The 18,689-nt window shown below is 63.8% G+C and carries 18 protein-coding genes and 2 riboswitches; of the genes, 13 read left to right on the forward strand and 5 right to left on the reverse strand.

The genetic code is table 11. From position 1 onward, the window contains the following. Positions 1-428 precede the first annotated feature (428 nt). Positions 429-1,103 (forward strand): hypothetical protein, encoded by a 675-nt coding sequence (locus tag AC4NN3_RS17135; RefSeq protein WP_491928301.1) that lies wholly within the window; start codon positions 429-431, stop codon positions 1,101-1,103. Positions 1,104-1,766: 663 nt separating this feature from the next. Continuing rightward, positions 1,767-2,009: a DUF2267 domain-containing protein gene (locus tag AC4NN3_RS17140; RefSeq protein ID WP_491928427.1), complete on the forward strand. Its 243-nt coding sequence runs from the start codon at positions 1,767-1,769 to the stop codon at positions 2,007-2,009. A 9-nt stretch (positions 2,010-2,018) separates the two neighbouring features. Here the strand turns inward: AC4NN3_RS17140 and AC4NN3_RS17145 are convergent, their stop codons facing one another. Further along, positions 2,019-3,731 carry a cation:proton antiporter gene (locus AC4NN3_RS17145; protein ID WP_491928302.1) on the reverse strand — a complete coding sequence of 571 codons (1,713 nt, stop codon included), beginning with the start codon at positions 3,729-3,731 and terminating at the stop codon, positions 2,019-2,021. 242 nt (positions 3,732-3,973) lie between these two features. Here AC4NN3_RS17145 and AC4NN3_RS17150 point away from each other — a divergent pair, with 242 nt between their 5' ends. The 10 genes from AC4NN3_RS17150 to gcvPB all read left to right on the forward strand — a co-directional run bounded on the left by AC4NN3_RS17150 (position 3,974) and on the right by gcvPB (position 12,888). Next, positions 3,974-4,834, forward strand: coding sequence for a universal stress protein (locus AC4NN3_RS17150; RefSeq protein WP_491928303.1), 861 nt, complete (start codon positions 3,974-3,976; stop codon positions 4,832-4,834). A gap of 535 nt (positions 4,835-5,369) precedes the next feature. Beyond that, positions 5,370-5,759, forward strand: coding sequence for an AtpZ/AtpI family protein (locus AC4NN3_RS17155; protein WP_491928304.1), 390 nt, complete (start codon positions 5,370-5,372; stop codon positions 5,757-5,759). Positions 5,760-5,780: 21 nt separating this feature from the next. Then, positions 5,781-6,557 (forward strand): F0F1 ATP synthase subunit A, encoded by a 777-nt coding sequence (locus AC4NN3_RS17160; protein ID WP_491928305.1) that lies wholly within the window; start codon positions 5,781-5,783, stop codon positions 6,555-6,557. 66 nt (positions 6,558-6,623) lie between these two features. After that, positions 6,624-6,851, forward strand: coding sequence for a F0F1 ATP synthase subunit C (locus tag AC4NN3_RS17165; protein WP_108462026.1), 228 nt, complete (start codon positions 6,624-6,626; stop codon positions 6,849-6,851). Positions 6,852-6,950: 99 nt separating this feature from the next. Then, positions 6,951-7,580, forward strand: a complete 630-nt coding sequence (locus AC4NN3_RS17170; RefSeq protein ID WP_491928428.1) for a F0F1 ATP synthase subunit B — start codon at positions 6,951-6,953, stop codon at positions 7,578-7,580. 5 nt (positions 7,581-7,585) lie between these two features. Then, positions 7,586-8,068 carry a F0F1 ATP synthase subunit B family protein gene (locus AC4NN3_RS17175; protein WP_491928306.1) on the forward strand — a complete coding sequence of 161 codons (483 nt, stop codon included), beginning with the start codon at positions 7,586-7,588 and terminating at the stop codon, positions 8,066-8,068. Positions 8,069-8,201: 133 nt separating this feature from the next. Continuing rightward, a riboswitch (glycine riboswitch) is annotated at positions 8,202-8,289 on the forward strand. After that, a riboswitch (glycine riboswitch) is annotated at positions 8,290-8,391 on the forward strand. Between the two features lie 57 nt (positions 8,392-8,448). Beyond that, positions 8,449-9,615, forward strand: coding sequence for a glycine cleavage system aminomethyltransferase GcvT (gene gcvT / locus AC4NN3_RS17180; RefSeq protein ID WP_491928307.1), 1,167 nt, complete (start codon positions 8,449-8,451; stop codon positions 9,613-9,615). Between the two features lie 10 nt (positions 9,616-9,625). Further along, positions 9,626-9,991 (forward strand): glycine cleavage system protein GcvH, encoded by a 366-nt coding sequence (gene gcvH, locus AC4NN3_RS17185; protein ID WP_491928308.1) that lies wholly within the window; start codon positions 9,626-9,628, stop codon positions 9,989-9,991. Positions 9,992-10,000: 9 nt separating this feature from the next. Beyond that, on the forward strand, positions 10,001-11,344 hold the full coding sequence (gene gcvPA, locus AC4NN3_RS17190; protein WP_491928309.1) for an aminomethyl-transferring glycine dehydrogenase subunit GcvPA: 1,344 nt from the start codon (positions 10,001-10,003) through the stop codon (positions 11,342-11,344). After that, positions 11,341-12,888, forward strand: a complete 1,548-nt coding sequence (gene gcvPB / locus AC4NN3_RS17195) for an aminomethyl-transferring glycine dehydrogenase subunit GcvPB (protein WP_491928310.1) — start codon at positions 11,341-11,343, stop codon at positions 12,886-12,888. The genes gcvPA and gcvPB overlap by 4 nt, the downstream gene beginning before the upstream one ends. A 57-nt stretch (positions 12,889-12,945) precedes the next feature. On the opposite strand, the gene AC4NN3_RS17200 is transcribed toward gcvPB, so the two are convergent. The 3 genes from AC4NN3_RS17200 to AC4NN3_RS17210 all read right to left on the reverse strand — a co-directional run bounded on the left by AC4NN3_RS17200 (position 12,946) and on the right by AC4NN3_RS17210 (position 14,894). Then, a complete protein-coding gene (locus AC4NN3_RS17200) occupies positions 12,946-13,533 on the reverse strand; it encodes a hypothetical protein (protein WP_491928311.1) in 588 nt (195 codons plus the stop codon). A 22-nt stretch (positions 13,534-13,555) separates the two neighbouring features. Next, the gene (locus AC4NN3_RS17205; RefSeq protein ID WP_491928312.1) at positions 13,556-14,050 is read right to left on the reverse strand and encodes a redoxin family protein; all 495 of its coding nucleotides are present in this window, start codon (positions 14,048-14,050) and stop codon (positions 13,556-13,558) included. A gap of 121 nt (positions 14,051-14,171) precedes the next feature. Continuing rightward, a complete protein-coding gene (locus AC4NN3_RS17210; RefSeq protein WP_491928313.1) occupies positions 14,172-14,894 on the reverse strand; it encodes a protein-disulfide reductase DsbD domain-containing protein in 723 nt (240 codons plus the stop codon). A 218-nt stretch (positions 14,895-15,112) separates the two neighbouring features. Here AC4NN3_RS17210 and AC4NN3_RS17215 point away from each other — a divergent pair, with 218 nt between their 5' ends. Further along, positions 15,113-15,688: a YqgE/AlgH family protein gene (locus tag AC4NN3_RS17215; RefSeq protein WP_491928314.1), complete on the forward strand. Its 576-nt coding sequence runs from the start codon at positions 15,113-15,115 to the stop codon at positions 15,686-15,688. A 20-nt stretch (positions 15,689-15,708) separates the two neighbouring features. Here AC4NN3_RS17215 and AC4NN3_RS17220 read toward each other — a convergent pair whose 3' ends face one another. Then, the gene (locus tag AC4NN3_RS17220; protein WP_491928315.1) at positions 15,709-18,588 is read right to left on the reverse strand and encodes a putative bifunctional diguanylate cyclase/phosphodiesterase; all 2,880 of its coding nucleotides are present in this window, start codon (positions 18,586-18,588) and stop codon (positions 15,709-15,711) included. Positions 18,589-18,689: the final 101 nt, after the last annotated feature.

Raw genomic sequence — 18,689 nt, forward strand, 5'->3', positions numbered from 1 at the left:
GTGGTGATACTGGCGGCGACACCGGTGGTGATACTGGCGGCGACACCGGTGGTGATACTGGCGGCGACACCGGTGGTGACACTGGCGATGATGCCGTTGGCTTTACCCCGCCAGGACAGGGCGGCTCTACCGACGGCGAGACCAACCCCAACCCGGGGCATGGCGGGACACCTCCTGGCCAGTCTGAAACTGACGCACCCGGCGGCGGCAATGGTGGCGGCAACGGCGGCGGCAACGGCGGCGGCAAGAAATAGCACCCACCGACTACGCCTGCGATTTGTGCCGGACCGGAAGGTCCGGCACATCCATGATTTATCACAATAATAAACCGGCGCCGACGCCCGACATCCATCGGGTCAGTCACGCTAAACAGTGAAGGGCATGGTTCATTGAGTCCAAAGCCCTGAACAAACAGGGAATATCAGAAAATGATCAAGTCTTTCGTCAAAACTGGTCTTTATGCCATCATGGCTTCGGCCCTGATCGCCAGTAGCGTCGTCCCAACCTATGCTGCCCCCGCCGCCAAGCCGCTCAACGCCGGCAAGAACGGTATCAAGTCAAATGCCGGTGCTGGCGACGGCGTCGAGCAAGGTGCGTTGCTCACAACGGCACCCACAACTACCACAACCTACAGCGACCCCTATACCGTCTATGGTCCAACCTCGACGGAGTACCTGCCCCTACCGCCAACGACGACCACCGTCACCAAGGTGGCGACCGGGACGCCCTACAGCGCGGGCGGCAACGGCAACAGTGCGCTCAAGCAGAACTATCTGGTGACCACAACGACGACAACGTGGAACGGTGAAAAGTACGTCGAGACCACCCAGACCGAAATCTGGCAGGAAAAGGTGACGTCGACCGTCATCACCTCCACCTACGCCGAAATCGATCCGGGTCAGTCGGGCGCGCACAATCAGTCACCTGAGGGTTCCACTGTCGTCGAAAGCAGCGCACCGGTCATCGAGACCGTCGACGAATTCGTCAGCGTGGGCGCTCCCGAAGTAAACACGGTTGACACCTCGGTTTCGACTGACGTTGACGTCACAAAAACGGTTACCGAGAACTACTCGCCCAACAGCCAGGGCGGCAGCACCCCCTAAGGCGACCGCTCCTGCGTCCGCCAGCCTCACAGCAGGCTGGCGTGTTCGCGCGGGGCCGTCAGACGCATGCGTCCATCCATACGCGTTCGCCTGGCGGAACCGGTCGTCACGAGGGTGCTCGACTAAACCGGCCGCGCTTGAGGTGCCGGGATGACGGGCGGCAACGGCGCGCCTCTTGATGTGCAGTTGATTGTGTTCCGGAGTGTAGAATGTACATGAAGATTGGGGGGCTTATCCCCCGAAAGATGCGCAGCGGTTCCGGGCCTGCGGCTTCGAGAGGCCTCACGATACTGTCGCTTGCGGCCGCCTCCTGGATCGTCTTCATCCTCGCTAGCTACGCCCTCTGGACGCTCTGGAAATTGCTGGCCGGCTGAAAACCGCAGACTCGAACACGCTCATTGTTCGCGTGGAAGGGAGGCTTCGGGACCGGCTGGAATGCCTGGTTTGCGGATTTGACTGTCGGCTCTCGGCGGTCCGAGCCTGAACAGCGCTCGCTCAATGCGACACCAGGACCGGTAGCCGCAGGTCGTCGAGGACGCCTTTTGTCACCCCGCCGAGAACGCAGCCGCTAATGGCCGTAGCCACCCAGGACCAGAAGTACGGCATTGGCGGACAGCGCCTCATCCTGAAGGGTCTGGCCGATCATTCGCCCATTGCTCGCAACTGCCCGAGCCTCAGAGCGGTTTTGACGGATGCGCCGATGGGCCGGATCGAAGCGTCACAGGTGCTGCCATTGCATTTGAAGTCGGCGCCTTGCTCGGGCTCAACGCGGCGCGGGCCACCCTTGTCATGCAGGCCGTTTTCACCGTCATCGCCAAGACGGTATCTGCTGGTCAGATCAGTGAAGTCCGCGGACAATTGCCAGACGACATGAAGCAGCTTTTCCCTGAGGACCTCAGGAGATAGCTCGCCAGATCAGGCGCCCGCGTCGTCGGGGTTGGGAATGCTGGTGCGGCGAGACGCCAGCCCACCGCATAGCAGGTAAACTGCCTGGTCGGCGGCGTCCTGGAACGGCTCGAGCACCATGTCGGCACCCGCGGCCAGCAGCGACGCGGTTTCGTGTGAGGCGTGGGAGGTGACGGCGATCTTTCCGCCAAAGCCCGCGGTGCGCAGCAGCTGCAGCAGGGTGCCGCGCGCGTCTTCATGGCTCAGGCCCATGGCCTGCTGGGGCACGGTCAACACGATCCAGGCGGCATGGTGCAGCGGCAGGTCGCGCACGAATTCAGGATCGGTGGCATCGCCGAATTGTGCCTCGAGGCCCAGTTCCTGCCAGCGCCGGACGGCAAGCGGGTTGAAATCGAGACCCAGAACCTTGACCCCGCGATCCTTGAGGCGCAGGCCGATGGCAGTGCCAAAGCGCCCCAGGCCGAACAGGATGATCTGCTCGGACAGGTCCGGATGGGCCCCGGCCTCGTTGGCCTCGCGCGGCGTGCCCTTGCGCTCGAACATGCCCAGCCAGGGTTCGCAGAACGCATAGAGCTGGTGTGACCAGGTGATCATGTAGGTGGAGGCGGCAATCGTCACCAGGCCCACCATGGTGACCAGACCCAGGGCATTCTCCTGCAGGTGGCCAAGGCTGATGCCCATAGCCACAAAGATCAGGGAAAACTCGCTGATCTGGGCGACGGTCAGGCCGGCCAGGAAGCCGGTCCGCTTGCGGTAGCCCATGGCCCCCATAATGGCCATGACGATCAGCGGATTGCCGATCAGCACGAAGAGCGACAGCACGATGGCGGCGGTCACATTCGCCCCCAGCAGGGACAGGTCCAGCGTCGCCCCCAGCGCGATGAAGAAGAACAGCAGCAGGAAATCCCGCAAGGGCGCCAGGCGCGCCGAGATGGTTTCGCGATAGGGGGTGGATGCCAGCGAGATACCGGCCAGCAGTCCGCCCACCTCCTTGCCGAGCCCGACATATTCGCCCAAAGCGGCAAACATGGTGGCCTGGGCAATGGCAAAGATCACCAGCAGTTCGGGCGCGAAAGCCAGCCGCGCGGTGAGTGGGGTGGCGATGAAGCGCACGAAGACCACTACCAGCGCCACCATGGCCAGCCCGGAGGCAAGCACCGTCACCGCAGAGGCGCCGGCCTGGCCATCGGCCGCGGCGCCAATGCCGATGGCCGACAATACGATCATGGCCAGCACCACGACGAGATCCTGCACGATCAGGAAGCCGAGCGCGATCTGGCCATGCAGCGCGTCGATCTCGCGCTTGTCGGACAGCAGCTTGACGATGATGATGGTGGAGGAAAAGGTCAGCGCCACGGCGACATAGAGGCTGGTGACGTGATCGAGCCCCAGCGCCAGGCCGATCAGGTATCCAAAGGCGGAGGTAAAGGCGACCTGCCCCAGGCCGGTCAGCAGAGACACGGCACCCAGGGAGCGGATCAGTTTGACGTCCAACTTGATGCCGACGAGGAACAGCAGAACCGCGATCCCCAGCTCGGCCAGCAGGTCGATCTGCGCATCGGAATGCACCACATCAAGCGCCGAGGGGCCGGCCAGCAGGCCGACGGCGATGAAGCTGACAATCAGCGGCTGGCGCAGCAGGATGCCGATCAGGCCGATCATCGCGGCCATAGCCAGCAGCAGGGCTATTTCGGCAAAGGGGGTGAGTACGGGCAGGGCCATCGCGTTTCCTAAGGAATGTCCAGATCGGTCTTGAATATCGACGCGACCGTCGGTGCGCTGAGTTGAGCTATTGCTGGATGCGCGTCTTTCTCCGGCATTTGGCGACATAGCGCTGATGTTGGGATCGCACGGACTGTTCCCCAGCAAGAGGGTAGCGAACGCTTCTTTGTCATTGGTTGATTAAGGTCAATTCGGCAGGGCATTGAGATGCCTATTTTGCTCCAAGCACAGAGGAGGCACGAATGATCAGGCACATCATGTTGGCGACCGACTTCTCGGAGCGGTCGGACCGCGCATTGCGCAGGGCGACACTGTTGGCGCGCGAGACGGGCGCCGCCCTGACCTTGGTTCATGCCGTCGATGATGACAAGCCAAGGCGCAGTGTCGACCGTGAGCAGCAAGATGCCGAGGGGCTGCTGAGCCAGTTGGTGGCCACCTTGCAGGGTGTCGACGGGGTGAAGAGCGAGATGCAGATGATGCTGGGAGAGCCATCTGAGGCTATCCTGCTGGCCGCCCGGCAGGCAACGCCCGACCTGCTGGTCATCGGCCCCCATCGCCGGCAGATATTCCGCGATGTCTTCATGGGAACAACAGCCGAGCGAACATTACGGGCCGCCGGATGTCCGGTCCTGATGGCCAACGCGGCCCCGGTGGGGGCCTATCGGCACGTGCTCCTGACCACCGACCTCAGTGATCAATCCAAGGAATCAATAGCCGCCTACCTTGAGCTTGAGCTGGCCAAATCGGCGCGGCACTCGATCCTGCATGTTTTCGACGCCCCCATGCTGCGGCTCATGATGTCCCACGAAATCCCAGAGGACGAAAAAAGGGCGCATCTGTCTGACCAACGGGCGGAAGCCATGCGCCTGCTCAAGGCTTTCCTGGACTCCATACAGGCAACGGCGTTCGCCCCAATCCTGCGCCAAGAAGCCACCAATGCCAGTCGCGAGATCCTGACGGCGGCCGAAGAGGCGGGCGCAGACCTTGTCGTTCTCGGCACCCAGAGCAAACACGGCATTGAGCGCTATCTGCTCGGCAGCGTGGCAGAACATGTGCTGCGGGATTCTCCGGTCGATGTGCTGGCCATCCCTCCCGCCCGGTGATGGGGCGCGACCACAAGCCGGTGGTCGGACTTGCTTTAGCGCGCAAATCGGCAATCGTCCTGGTGTCCCGGAAGCGAAGCTGGTGCCATCGGCTTGTACCGCTTAGCCCCGGCCGCCAGGTGGCTGCGGGCCCGAGGGGTATTCGCCCGCATCGTGGGTCCGCGGAAGGTATCGGCTACGGTTGCCACCAAGGGCCCGCCCACCAGAAATCCCGGCGCATGCGGCAAGGCCTGACCTCGTTACTTATCATCATGGGCAAGGTCTCGCCGTGTGTATCGCTGTCCATCAACTGCGAGGCGACACGCTCGGGCGGCACCTGCGCTTGTCGAGAATCCCCCCGCCCCCGCACTGACTCCGCCATCATGGCGGGTGGACAGCATGCCGCACCCCGGCGACACCGCGATTTATGACGTTATAACAATGGGTTATAGCCGGTAAGGTTGTCTTGACACTCTCGGACCCCACTACTATGTTGCGCGCGACTAAAAAGGGCGTCCCGAAAAGCACGGGGCAAAGCCGACCGAGGAGCGAGCGGATGGCAAAACCGCAAGATACCAAAGGTCGGCCTGACAACGTCCAAGGGGTGACGCACGATCTCGCATCGCGCATCGCCTCAGCCAAGCGGGACCGCGATATCGAGGACAACAGAGCCTCGAGAGAAGCTTCCCCGGAGATGAGCGGTATGGCGCGCGGCATGCGCATCGGTACCGAGTTCATCGCCGCGATCCTGGTGGGTGCCGTTATCGGCTACCTCATCGATCTTGGCCTGGGAACCAGCCCCTGGGGCTTGCTCATCATGCTACTGGTGGGCTTTGCTGCTGGAATACTCAATGTCACCCGCGTGGTGGCGCAAATGAATGCCGCTTCGCCTCCCCCGCCGGGGTCCGATCTCGGGCCAGACGTGGAAGACGAGACAGACAAATGATGACGCTTAGAGGGCTCTATCTTGGCCGGTACTGATCCGATCCACCAATTCGTCATCCAGGACATGTTCCCGCTGTTCACCCTGGGCGGTGACGGCACCGAAGGCAGCGGGATGAGCTTTGCCTTCACCAATTCGGCCCTGTTCATGGTCGCCACGGTGGCCATTATCGGGCTCTATCTGATCCTGTCGACAGGATCCAAGAGCGTGATCCCGGGCCGGGCGCAATTGCTGAGCGAACTGGTCTACGGCTTTGTCGCCAATATGGTGCGAAGTGCCGCCGGCACGGCCGGCATGACCTTCTTCCCGCTGGTGTTCAGCCTGTTCACCTTCATCTTCGTGGCCAATATGCTGGGCATGGTGCCGTATTTCTTCACCGTCACCAGCCACATCATCGTCACCTTCGCGCTGTCGATGCTGGTCTTCCTGACCGTGGTGATCTACGGCTTTGCCAAGAACGGCCCGAAATTCCTCAAGCTGTTCGTCCCCGCCGGCGTGCCCGGCTACATCCTTCCCATCGTGGCGCCCATCGAGTTCATCTCGTTCATGAGCCGCCCGATCTCGCTTTCCGTGCGTCTGTTCGGCAATATCCTGGCCGGTCACATCACGCTCAAAGTCTTCACCGGCTTCATCGTCACCATGGGCAGCCTGGGTTTCCTGGGCATCCTTGGTTCGGCGCTGCCGCTGATCATGGCCGTCGCGCTGACCGGTCTCGAATTTCTCGTCGGTGCGGTTCAGGCCTATGTCTTCGCGGTCCTGACCTGCATGTATCTCAACGACGCGATCCACCCGTCTCACTAACTACCAGTCACGGCGGGCTGTTCCGCCAGAACCCCCGCTTAAAAGTCGCTTGAAAGGACTAATATTATGGAAGCTGAAGCCGCAAAGTACATCGGTGCCGGTATTGCTTGTTTCGGTATGGCTGGTGCCGCCATTGGCGTGGCCAACATTTTCGGCAACTTCCTGTCGGGCGCCCTGCGCAACCCGTCGGCAGCACCGAGCCAGTTCTCGAACCTGATCTTCGGCTTCGCCGTGACCGAAGCCCTGGGCATCTTCTCGTTCCTGGTCGCCCTGATCCTGCTGTTCGTGGTCTAAGACCCAAAGCAGCGACCCAATCTTCCGCAGCCGGGCTCGGTCCGGCTGCGTGCTCTTTTCCGGCCTCGTGCCGGCTGACCGGATTTAACGGGACCTGACCTGATGGCAACGCAAGCCTACGCCCAAGAAGCGGTTGTACCGGCCGAAGAACCCGTCGCGGCACCTGCCGTTGACGCAATTCACGCCGATCCCACTGCCGATACCCATGCCACGACCGAAGCCCATGGCGGCGAGCATGATACTGGCGTGTTCCCGCCGTTCGACCCCGCAACATTTCCATCGCAGCTGCTGTGGCTCGCCATTACCTTTGGTGCCCTCTACCTGGTGATGAGCCGGATTGCCCTGCCCCGCATTGGCGGCATCCTGGAAAACCGCAAATCCATCATCGATGCCGATCTGGCCGCTGCCGACGCCTCGCGTCAGCAGACCGATGCCGCCATCGCTGCCTATGAAGCCGCGCTGGCAGCCGCCAAGGCCAAGGCCCAGGGCATTGCCAATGAGAGCCGCGAAGCCATCCAGGCCGACCTGGCTGCCAAGCGCAGCGCCGTCGAGGCCGACCTGACCGCCAAGGTCAGCGCCGCCGAGGCCCGCATCATGGCGACCAAGACCGAAGCGTTGACCCATGTCGACGAGATCGCCACCGAAACCGCCCAGACCGTTGTCACGCAGCTGGTTGGCGACGTGTCGGCTGACAGCGTGCGCGCTGCGGTCGCCAAGACCAAGGAGTAAGCGAGATGGAATTCGACAACAGCTTTTTTGCCTTTGTAGCGCTGGTCATCTTCCTCGGCCTGGCGATGTATTTCGGCATTCACACGATCATCGCCAAGATGCTCGACGCGCAGATCAAGAAGATCGCCGACGACCTGGCCGAAGCCAAGAAGCTGCGCGAAGAAGCCGCCGCCCTGCTCGTCGAGTATGAGCAGAAGCGCGTTGCTGCCGAGAGCGAAGCCGAGGGCATCATCGCTGCCGCCAAGGAAGAGGCCACCCGCCTCACCGCCGAGGCACAGACCTCGCTGGCCGAGCTGATCACCCGCCGCACCAAGTCGGTGGAAGACAAGATCGCCCAGGCCGAATCGCAGGCCGTCGCCGAAGTGCGCGCCCGCTCAGCCGATATCGCCATCGAAGCGGCCCGTCTGGTGCTGACCGACGAAATGAACCGCAAGGGCGGCCAGGTCGTCGACAAGGCCATAGCCGATGTCGGCAATCGCCTGAACTAGGCGTCGCGTCGATTTAGGATTTAAGGGCGGGCATTTATGCCCGCCCTTTTCGTTTGGGTTAAGCGCGTCTGGCACAAATCACTGTGGCCATGCGCGCGGCGCAATTGACGCCTCCCGCTTTCTCCACCATGGTGCCGCCACTGCGGGAGAGACTGGTTCTTTCCAGCGCCGAAGGAGCAACCGCCCCGGAAACTCTCAGGCAAAAGGACCGCAGCAGGCTACAACTCTGGAAAGCGGACCGCCCTCATGGGCTGGGTCCCACCGAAGGAGCAACCGGCGCTCAGCCGGGAAATCTCTCAGGTGATCAGGACAGAGGGGGCACGGAATTCGCCGCAGGGCGAGTATAGTCGTGTCACCGTGTTCATTTCCGGGAAGTGTTGATGGCCCAGAGCCCAGCCGAAACTCTCAAGACAACGCCGCTGATCGCGCGCCATATCGCTGCCGGCGGCCGCATGGTCCCCTTTGGCGGCTATAACCTGCCGGTGCAATATCCATCCGGCATCATGGCCGAGCACAAGTGGACGCGCGAACATGCGGGCCTGTTCGATGTCAGCCATATGGGCCCGAGCTTTCTCACCCTCAACAATCCCAGCGGCGATGCCGAGGCCGATCATGCCGCCGTCGCCGCGCTCATAGAGCCGCTGATCTGCGGCGACATTGCCGGCCTCAAGCCGGGCCAGATCCGCTACACCATGCTGCTCAACGACCAGGGCGGCGTCATCGATGACCTGATGGTGGCGCGCTCGCCGAAAATGGCCGGCTCGCTCTATGTAGTGGTCAATGCCGGCACCAAGGACAATGACTTTGCGCTGATCGCTGCGGCCGCCGGCGACAAGGCCATGCTGACCCGCGCCGATAATGGTGCGCTGCTGGCATTGCAGGGCCCCGAAGCCGTGCTGGCCATCGCCGCTCTGGCGCCGGGCGCTGCCGAACTCGGCTTCATGAATTACGGCGCCTTCGACTGGCAGGGCACAACCCTGGTCATTGGCCGCTGCGGCTATACCGGCGAGGATGGCTTCGAGATACTCTGCGACGCGGACAGGGCCGAAGCGGTCTGGGATGCGCTGGTCGCCGACGAGCGCGTCAAGCCGATCGGCCTGGGCGCGCGTGACAGCCTGCGCCTCGAGGCCGGCCTGCCGCTTTATGGCCATGACCTGGATGAAACGGTTTCCCCGATCGAGGCCGGCCTGGGCTCTGCTCTCTCCAAGCGCCGCCGCGAGGCCGGTGATTTCCCGGGCGCCGCCCGTATCCTGGCCGAACGCGATGGCGCGCCGAGCCGGGTGCGCGTCGGGCTGATCGTCGAGGGGGCTCCGGCCCGCGAAGGCGCCGAGATCCTCGATGCGTCCGGCAAGGCCATTGGCGTGGTCACCAGCGGCGGCTTCGCGCCAACGCTGGGCAAAGCCATTGCCCTGGGCTTCGTGCCGCCAGCACATGCCGCCGTGGGCAGCAGCCTACAGGTGAGCGTGCGCGGCCGGGCCCAGGCCGCCGCGGTCGTCGAGACCCCCTTCGTACCCCACAATTATTTCCGCAAGCCCAAAGCCAGTTGAGAGATCAGCCATGACCACCAAGTTCACCCCTGACCACGAATATATCCGCGTCGAGGGTTCGACCGGCATTGTCGGCATCACCCCCTATGCCCAGGAAGCCCTGGGCGACATCGTCTTTGTCGAGCTGCCGGCCGTCGGCAAGGTGCTCAAGAAGGGCGACGAAGCCGCCGTCGTTGAATCGGTCAAGGCCGCCTCGGAAATCTATGCGCCGGTGTCGGGCACCGTCACCGAGGTCAATGACGCCCTCTCCGGCGAGCCCGGCCTGATCAATGCCGATCCCGAGGCCAAGGGCTGGATCTACAAGATCGCCATCGCCGATGCCGGCGAGCTCGACGGTCTGCTCGATTCCGACGCCTATGCCGAACTGACCCTTTAAGAGTACCCCATGCGCTATCTCCCCCATTCCGAACACGAACGCGCCGAAATGCTGGGCGTCATCGGTGCGACCCATATCGACGAGCTGTTCAGCGCCGTCCCGGCGAGCGCGCTCAACAGCTTCGATCTGGGCCTGCCCGCCCATAGCCCAGAATTCCTGGTGGAAGCGCATATGAAGGCGCTGGCCGGGCAGAACCATGCGGGGGCCGACGGCCCGTTCTTTGTCGGCGCCGGCGCCTATCGCCACCATGTGCCGGCGACGGTGGATCACCTGATCCAGCGCTCGGAATTTTTGACCGCCTATACGCCCTACCAGCCGGAAATCTCGCAGGGCACGCTGCAGATGCTGTTCGAGTTCCAGACCCAGGTGGCCAAGCTCACCGGCATGGATGTGGCCAATGCGAGCCTCTATGACGGCTCGACCGGCACGGCCGAAGCGGTGCTGATGGCGCGGCGGCTGACCAAGCGCAACAAGATCGTGCTGTCAGGCGGGCTACATCCCCACTACCGCGACGTGGTGAAGGCCTATCTCAAGGACGATGCCGATCTCGAATGCCTCTCGGCGTCGCCCGAAGGCCAGGGCGACATTCTCGATCATATCGACGAGCAGACCGCCGCCATCGTGGTGCAGACGCCGGATTTCTACGGCCATCTGCGCAATATCAAGAAGGCCGCCGACGCGGCCCATGCCAAGGGCGCGCTGCTAATCGTGGTGATCACCGAGGTGGTGTCGCTCGGCCTGCTCGAAGCCCCCGGCGCCCTGGGTGCCGATATCGTGGTGGCCGAGGGCCAGTCGATCGGCAATGCACTCAATTTTGGCGGGCCTTATCTGGGGCTCCTCGCCACGCGCAAGGAATTCATCCGGCAGATGCCCGGCCGCATCTGCGGCGAGACTGTGGATGCCGAGGGCCAGCGCGGGTTCGTTTTGACGCTCTCCACCCGCGAGCAGCATATCCGCCGCGAGAAGGCGACCAGCAATATCTGCACCAATTCAGGGCTCTGTGCGCTGGCCTTCTCGATCCATATGGCGCTGCTGGGCGAGGCCGGGTTCACCCGGCTGGCCCGGCTCAACCACGCCAATGCCTGCACGCTGGCCGACGCGCTGGCAGCGGTGCCCGGGGTCGAGGTGCTCAACAAGACCTTCTTCAACGAGATGACCATCCGTACCGGCAAGCCGGCTGCGGCGCTGATCGAGGCCCTGGCCAGGCGCGGCATCCTGGGCGGCGTTCCGGTCAGTCGGCTGGAGCCGACCGATGCCAGCGTCAACAACCTGATCGTTCTGGCGGCCACTGAACTAACGACCGAGACTGACATCGCCGCGCTCTGCGCCGCCCTGACAGAGGAACTGGCATGAGCATGAACAATCAAGGCCGCCCCACCGGCACCGGCACATCGGGCTTTGCCTCCACCTCCGGCTCGGCGCTGCTGCCCAATGAACCGCTGCTGTTCGAGATCGGCGATACCGAGCATTCGGGCGTCGATCTGCCGGATGCAGAGATTTCCAATGCCCGCCTCGGCGGCTTCGAGCGCAAGTTGCCGCTCGATCTGGCCGGGCTGACTGAGCCGGAGGCGATGCGCCACTATGTGCGCCTCAGCCGTCTCAACCACTCGATTGACAGCGGCATGTATCCGCTGGGTTCGTGCACGATGAAGCACAATCCGCGGCTCAACGAAAAGATGGCCCGCCTGCCCGGCTTTGCCGATATCCATCCGCTGCAGCCGGTCTCGACCGTGCAGGGCGCGCTCAAGCTGATGAACGAGCTCAGTCACTGGCTGATGACGCTGACCAATACCTCGGCCGTGGCGCTGACGCCCAAGGCCGGCGCGCATGGCGAACTGCTCGGCATGATGGCGATCAAGGCGGCGCAGGAAGCTGCCGGCCAGGGTCATCGCACGATCGTGCTGGTGCCCGAAAGCGCGCATGGCACCAATCCGGCAACGGCGGCATTCCTGGGCTATTCGGTCAAGTCGATCCCGGCCCGGGCCGATGGCACGGTGGACGTGCAGGCAGTCAAGGATGCGCTGTCGCCTGAAGTCGCGGCGATCATGCTGACCAATCCCAATACCTGCGGCCTGTTTGAACCCCAAGTGATCGAGATCGCCAAGGCGATCCACGACGCCGGGGCGTTCTTTTACTGCGATGGCGCCAATTTCAACGCCATCATGGGCGTGGTGCGGCCAGGGGATTTGGGCATCGACGCCATGCATATCAACCTGCACAAGACCTTCTCGACGCCGCATGGCGGCGGGGGGCCGGGTGCCGGTCCGGTTGTGCTGTCGGCAGCGCTGGCGCCGTTCGCACCGGTGCCCTTCGTCCGCAAGGGCGCGGACGGGCTGGAACTGGTCGAGCATACCGAAGCGGGTGCGCTGGGGCGCATCACCGCCTTCCAGGGCCAGATGGGCATGTATGTCCGCGCGCTGACCTATATGCTCAGCCATGGCGGTGACGGCCTGGCCCAGGCGGCGCAGGATGCGGTGCTCAATGCCAACTATATCAAGGCGCGGCTGGGCCATGTGTTCTCGGTGCCGTTCCCCGATTACCCGACCATGCACGAGGCGCTGTTCGATGACAGCTTCCTTGCCGGCACCGGCGTCACCACGCTCGATTTCGCCAAGGCGCTGATCGACGAGGGCTTCCACCCGATGACCATGTATTTCCCGCTGGTGGTGCATGGGGCCATGCTGATCGAGCCGACCGAGAGCGAGAGCAAGCAGACGCTGGACCGCTTCTGCGACGTGATGGAAGAGCTGGCACTTGACGCCAAGGCGGGCAATGCGGCGCGCTTCACCGCCGCCCCGTTCAACGCGCCGCGCCGACGTCTCGACGAAACGCGGGCAGCCCGCTCGCCGATCCTGAAATGGGAACGGCCGGCCGAAGCTCTGAAGGCCGCGGAATAAAGCAGAGGGCCCGTGGAGTGATCCACGGGCCCTTGATCAAACTGAAATCGCGCAGAGTTAGTTGCGGGTGTCGAAGCCGACCCAGATGACGATGTCTTCGCCGCCCAGATAGGGGATGGCGACATTGTCGACCACCTGGACGAATTCGGCCGAGCGGGCCGGTGCCACGACCGGGACGGCTACGGTATATTTTTCGGAATAGACGGCCTGGCCGTCACGCTCCACCGCAAAGCGGATCGGGGCATTGACGGAGCTCTGGTTGCCCTGGGGGCCGAGTAGCACCCGGCCGGTGACGCCCATATTGACGGTGATCAGCCCGTTGGAGACCACGCAATTGCGCGTCGTCTCGTCGATCACGCCCTGATATTGCAGCGCGCGGGCATCGCCCGTTTTGCCGCTACCATAGTAGAACATGGCCTCGCTGCCCGGACGCACGCGGATCGGCGGGCACTGGGTGGCGATGGCCGGCAGGGCATTGCTCTGGGCCGCGGCGACCGCAGCGGGCGTCGGGGTAGCATTCTGCAGGGTCTGTGTCTGGGTGGCATTGCCGCCGCCAAACATGCCGCCCATCGAGCAGCCGGCCAGAACGGTCACAGCAGCGGCGGCGGCGGACAAGCGCAGGGCCAGGGGCGTGAAAAAGGTCATCGACAAGTCTCCTGACGCAATACTAGCTGTTGGCGGCTTCAAGGGCCATCAGAATAGCGGGTGCCCCGCTGGCGCCGACGCCCGGACCATCCTCGACAAACACGTCCTGCACTACGCCATCGCGGATCAGTATAGCCGAGCGCGCAAAGCGCGGCCCCATGCCGGCGACCGTCAGGTCCAGCTGCAGGCCGAACGCCTTGGCCATGGCGCCATTGCCATCGGCAAGAAAATCGATGTGGCCCAGGGCGCCAGTATTCTCCGCCCACGCCTTCATGACGTGATGATCGTTGACCGAAGCGCAGACGATGCGCGTCACGCCGGCAGTCCTGAGCTTGGCCTCATTCGCCAGAAAGCCGGGCAAATGGTTGACGTGGCAGGTGGGGGTAAAGGCGCCCGGCACGGTGAACAGCACGACCAGCCCCTGCCCCAGCACGTCGGTCGTAGTGGTGTCGGCAATGCCGTCGGTGGTGACGAGCTTGGTGGGCACGGACGGAAGTGCACTGCCGCGTTCAATCATAGTTCGATAGCCCCGTGGATTGGGCCGCCCGCAGGCAGCGCTTCGCCTTGCTCAACATATGTCCGGAATATGCGGCTTTGCCTCCGCAGACAAGGCCCTGCGGGCCTTTCCAGTGCACTCTCTAGTCGGTCGGGGTCACCGTGACGGGACGGTCGATTTCAAAGGCGCCCTGGTCCGTCATGAAGGTGAGTTCAACCGGCTGGTCCGCCAGATCGGTCTCGTCAACCTTCCCCAGAACCGGAATGAGTACTAGGTTTGGTTCCGGGCTTTTTTGCGGCGCGCCAAACAGGGGCAGTCCGCTGGCCGTGGCGGCAATCAGCGAGGTTGGATCGAGGGAAGGATCGCTCAGCGGAACCTCGAGCATGCCGGAGGCGGCATCATAGACGACAGTGCCGATGGGTGTCGTGGCATGGTCCCAGTCGATGGGGGTCAGTGCCATGGCCTGACGCAGGCGCAGGCCATTGGCACGGTCCGGCGTGGCTTCTGCCAAAGCCAGCGAGAATTGCACCTGGGCGGGCACGCAGATGTCCGAGCAGATGCCTAGCACCGCCGTCATGTCGGCATGCGGGGCATGGGGCGACACCGTCACCGCGATGGGCAGGACGGTGGGACCATAATAGACGTAGTCGGCATAGCCATTGCTGGTGTCCAGCGTGGGAAAGGGCCAGAGAATCTCGTGTGCGGTGACCGCCGACGAGCCGCCGAAATCGAGTTCGGTGGGCAGCCCAGTTTCGCCGGGCACGCGCCAATAGGTCTTGGTGCCAGCCGGCATGTCGATCTCGAGGCCCAGCAGCGTCGTGCCATCGGGCTTGACCTCGCCGGTACTGATCAACCGCAGCTTCACACCGGGGGCAACTTCCTGCCACGGCGTTTCGCCCGCAAAAGCAGGCTGGGCGAATAGCACTAGGGCAAGGGCAGGCAAAATGGGACGCATGGCACTGCCAATAGCGCAGGACAAGGTGAAGAAACAGCTGCGCCGCCATCATGCCTTCGTGAAGCCAGCATGGCGCGATCGGCCAATGAGGAACTTGGCAGCGCCGGCACAAGTGCTAAACTACCCCTATGAACACGCTCGAAGGACAATTCCTGGTCGCCATGCCCGACATGGATGATGAACGCTTCGCGCAAAGCGTCATCCTGGTGGTTGGCCATGGCGGTGAAGGCGCGGTGGGCCTAGTGGTCAACCATGAGCTCGAAGAATTGCGCTTTGCCGACATCATCGACGAGCTTGACCTGGGCGACCCGGACAGCGTCATTCGCCTGCCCGACGCCATCCGTCAACGCGCCGTGATGCGGGGCGGCCCGGTCGAGCGGGGCCGCGGCTTCGTGCTGCATTCGCAGGATTATCACAGTTGCAACAGCTATCGCGTGGCCGAAGGCACCAGCCTGACGGCAACGCTGGATGTGCTCAAGGCCATGGCCTTCGGTCCGGCCCCCAAGGCGGCGCTGTTCGCGCTGGGCTGCTGCGGCTGGGGCGCCGGCCAGCTGGAAGACGAGATCGCCCGCAATGGCTGGCTCACGGCCCCGTTCTCGCGCGCCCTGCTGTTCGATACGCCGGTCAAGGATCGCTACGCCGCCGCCCTGGCCAGCCTGCATATCACGCGGGCAACGCTCAGCCCGGATGCCGGGCACGCCTAGCGCGCTTTGCGTAGGATGGCTTAGCGCTTGAGCTGGAAGGCCAGCTGCTTGCCGAATTCGGTGCCCGTCATGGCCGCGCCGAAGACAAAGCCCTGGGCATAGCGACAATTCAGCGTGCGCAACCGCTCCAGCTCGTCCTGGTTTTCCACACCCTCGGCAATCACCATCAGATCGAGATCGCTGGCCAGCGTGACGATCGACTTGATGATCGGCACCTGGGTATGGGCGATGCCATGGCCTTCGCTCAGCCGCACGAAAGGCTGGGGAATCTTGATGGTGTCGAAGGGGAAGCGGTGCAGGTAGCTCAGTGAAGAATGGCCGGTGCCGAAGTCGTCGAGCGCCAGCCCGAGGCCGAGATTGCGCAGTGCCTGCAGCATATAGGCGGAATGCTCGGGATTGGTCATCACCTGGCTCTCGGTGATTTCGAGTTTGAGATGGCGCGCCAGTTCCTTGTCCTGGCTGACCAGGCTGCGCATGTCGTTGAGCAGGGTCTCGGTGGCCAGCTGGGTGGGCGACAGATTGACCGAGATGAAGAAGTCCTCGGGCAAGCCAAAGGCGGTCATCCAGTCCTTGGCCTGGGCGGCCGACTGCTCGAAAGCCAAGCGGCCGAGCTTTTCGATCTGGCCGGAGCGCTCGGCCAAAGGCACGAACTCATCAGGGCTGACGGTGCCGCGGGTGGGATGGGTCCAGCGCATCAGCGCCTCGGCCCCGACCATCTGGTTGGTCTGGATATCCATCACAGGCTGGAACTGCACATGCAGCTCGCCATGCTTCATGCCGCGTTCGAGATCTTCCTCGCTGGCGCGGTTATAGGCGGCAATCGAGCGCGCCGAGGCGCGATAGGCCTCGATGCGGTCGCCGCCCAGGCGCTTGGCGTAATACATGGCCAGCTCGGCATCGCGCAGCACGTCGACGGCCTCGGCGGGGTTGCTGTCATAGATGGTGACGCCGATCGAGGCGGTCAGCGTCAGGTCGCGATCGCCGAAGTTGAACGGGGCCTTGAGCGCCTTGCGGATCTGCTCGGCGGTCTCGGCAATCTTGCCCGCGGCCTGCTCGGAGGCGAGGATGACGGCGAACTGGTCGCCGGTGATGCGCGCCACGGTGTCGAGCGGGCGCATGATGCGGGCAATGCGCCGGGAGATGGCCAGCAGCACGGAATCGGCTGCGGCGTGGCCGATGCGCTCCTCGAGCTCCATGAAGCGGTCGATATCGATGAGGAAGACAGCCGGCTTGGTGCCGCCCGGCAGCCGGGCGCGCAGCAAAGCCCGCTCCAGCCGGTCGAGGAACAGCTGGCGATTGGGCAGGCCAGTCAGGCTGTCATGGACTGCATCGTGCAGCAGGCGCTCGCGCGCAGCGCGGTCCTCGGTGACATCCTGCAGGGTGCCGACGATGCGGTTGACCTGGCCGTCGCCGCCCAACACCGGCTTCACCCGCATGCGGAAGGCGCGGTAATTGCCGTCATGGCTGGCAATGCGCATGTCGGCGGAAACCTTGCCGCGGCGCAGCTCGACCAGGGTATCGAAGGCGGTGCGGAAGCGATCACGATCATCGGGATGCACCCGATCGAGCCAGAGCTTGATGGCGCCGCGCAGGGCGCCGCGCCGTTCACCCAGGCGCACGGCCAATTCGTCGCTGACGGCGACGCGGTCGCGCTCGATATTCCAGTCAAAGACGAAATCGCCCGAACCGGTCAGCGCCAGCGCGCGGCGCTCGACTTCGCTCAGCGTGCCGATGCTGACCTGGCCCTCGGAGAAGGCGTGCTGGACGGCGGTGAAGCCGAGCAGCATGACGATCAGCACCAGGCCGCCGCCAACCGCCGGCTGGGCTACATCGTTGGAGACCTGACCGGATACGACGAGCCAGGAATAGAACAGCCAGGCGATGACGATGATCCAGGTGGGCACCAGCAGCACGGCGCGGTCATAGCCGCGCAAGGCCAGCAGCAGGATCAGGAAGAAGCCCGACAGACCGAGCAGCGCCAGCACCAGCCGCGCAATGGTGGCGGCGATGGCGGGTTCGAAAAAGGCAAAGCCGAACAGCGCCAGGAACAAAGCCGCCAGCCCGAGCGCCAGGTGGACAAAGCGCAGATGCCAGCGGTGCAGGTTGAGATAGATGAAGAGAAAGCCAGCCAGAGTTGTGGCTATGCCCGCCTCGGCCGCAGCGCGCAGCGGCGGCACCCCAGAGGCCGAAAGCCCCAGCAGGCGGCCCAGCACGCCGAAATCGATCAGCAGGTAGATCAGCACGGCCCAGGCTACGGCAGCGGTGGCGGGGAAAACGCCGCGGCCCTTGACCACGAACATGATGGACAGGAAGACCGCCGCCAGCGAGGCGACGCCCAGCACTACGCCACGGAACAGGGTGAAGGAGTTGACATAGTCGCGATAGGCATTGGGCTGCCACAGATAGAGCTCGGGCAGGCCGGCGCCGGTCAGTTCGGCGACAAAGGTGACGGTGGCGCCCGGATCGAGGGTGACCTCGAAGACGTCTGCCTCGGAATCGGTCAGCCTTACCGGGCGAATACCGGCGCTGGGGGTGAGCGCGGTTATGCGATCGCTGCCCAGATCGGGCTGCACGATGCCCGAGCCCGGCAGGCGATAGAAGGGCGCCACCAGAAGACGCTCGATCTGCTGATCGCTGTCATTGCGCAGGGCAAACAGGGCAAAGCCGGGATCGGTACCCTTTTCGGAGGCCAGCACCTCGATGCGGCGGATAATGCCGTCTGCGCCGGGGGCGGTGGACAGTTCGACGCGACCGCCGTCGCCGGGCCGGATCTCCAGCACCTGGGACAGGTTGACCGCGTTGACATCGTCGGGGACCGAGATGACTTCCAGGGCTTGGGCGGGAGCGAGGGATGCCAGCGCTAAGGCAAGACACATCGCGAGTGCATAAAAGTGACGCATCAGGGGCGAGTATATCCTGCGGTAGGCTTCATTGTGGCAGCGATCCGGCGACACGCCGAATAATGGCGGGGCACGGAACGGCGTCCTCTTGAGGGGAGCGC

It is taken from the genome of Devosia sp. MDV22-iso42 (assembly GCF_058629155.1).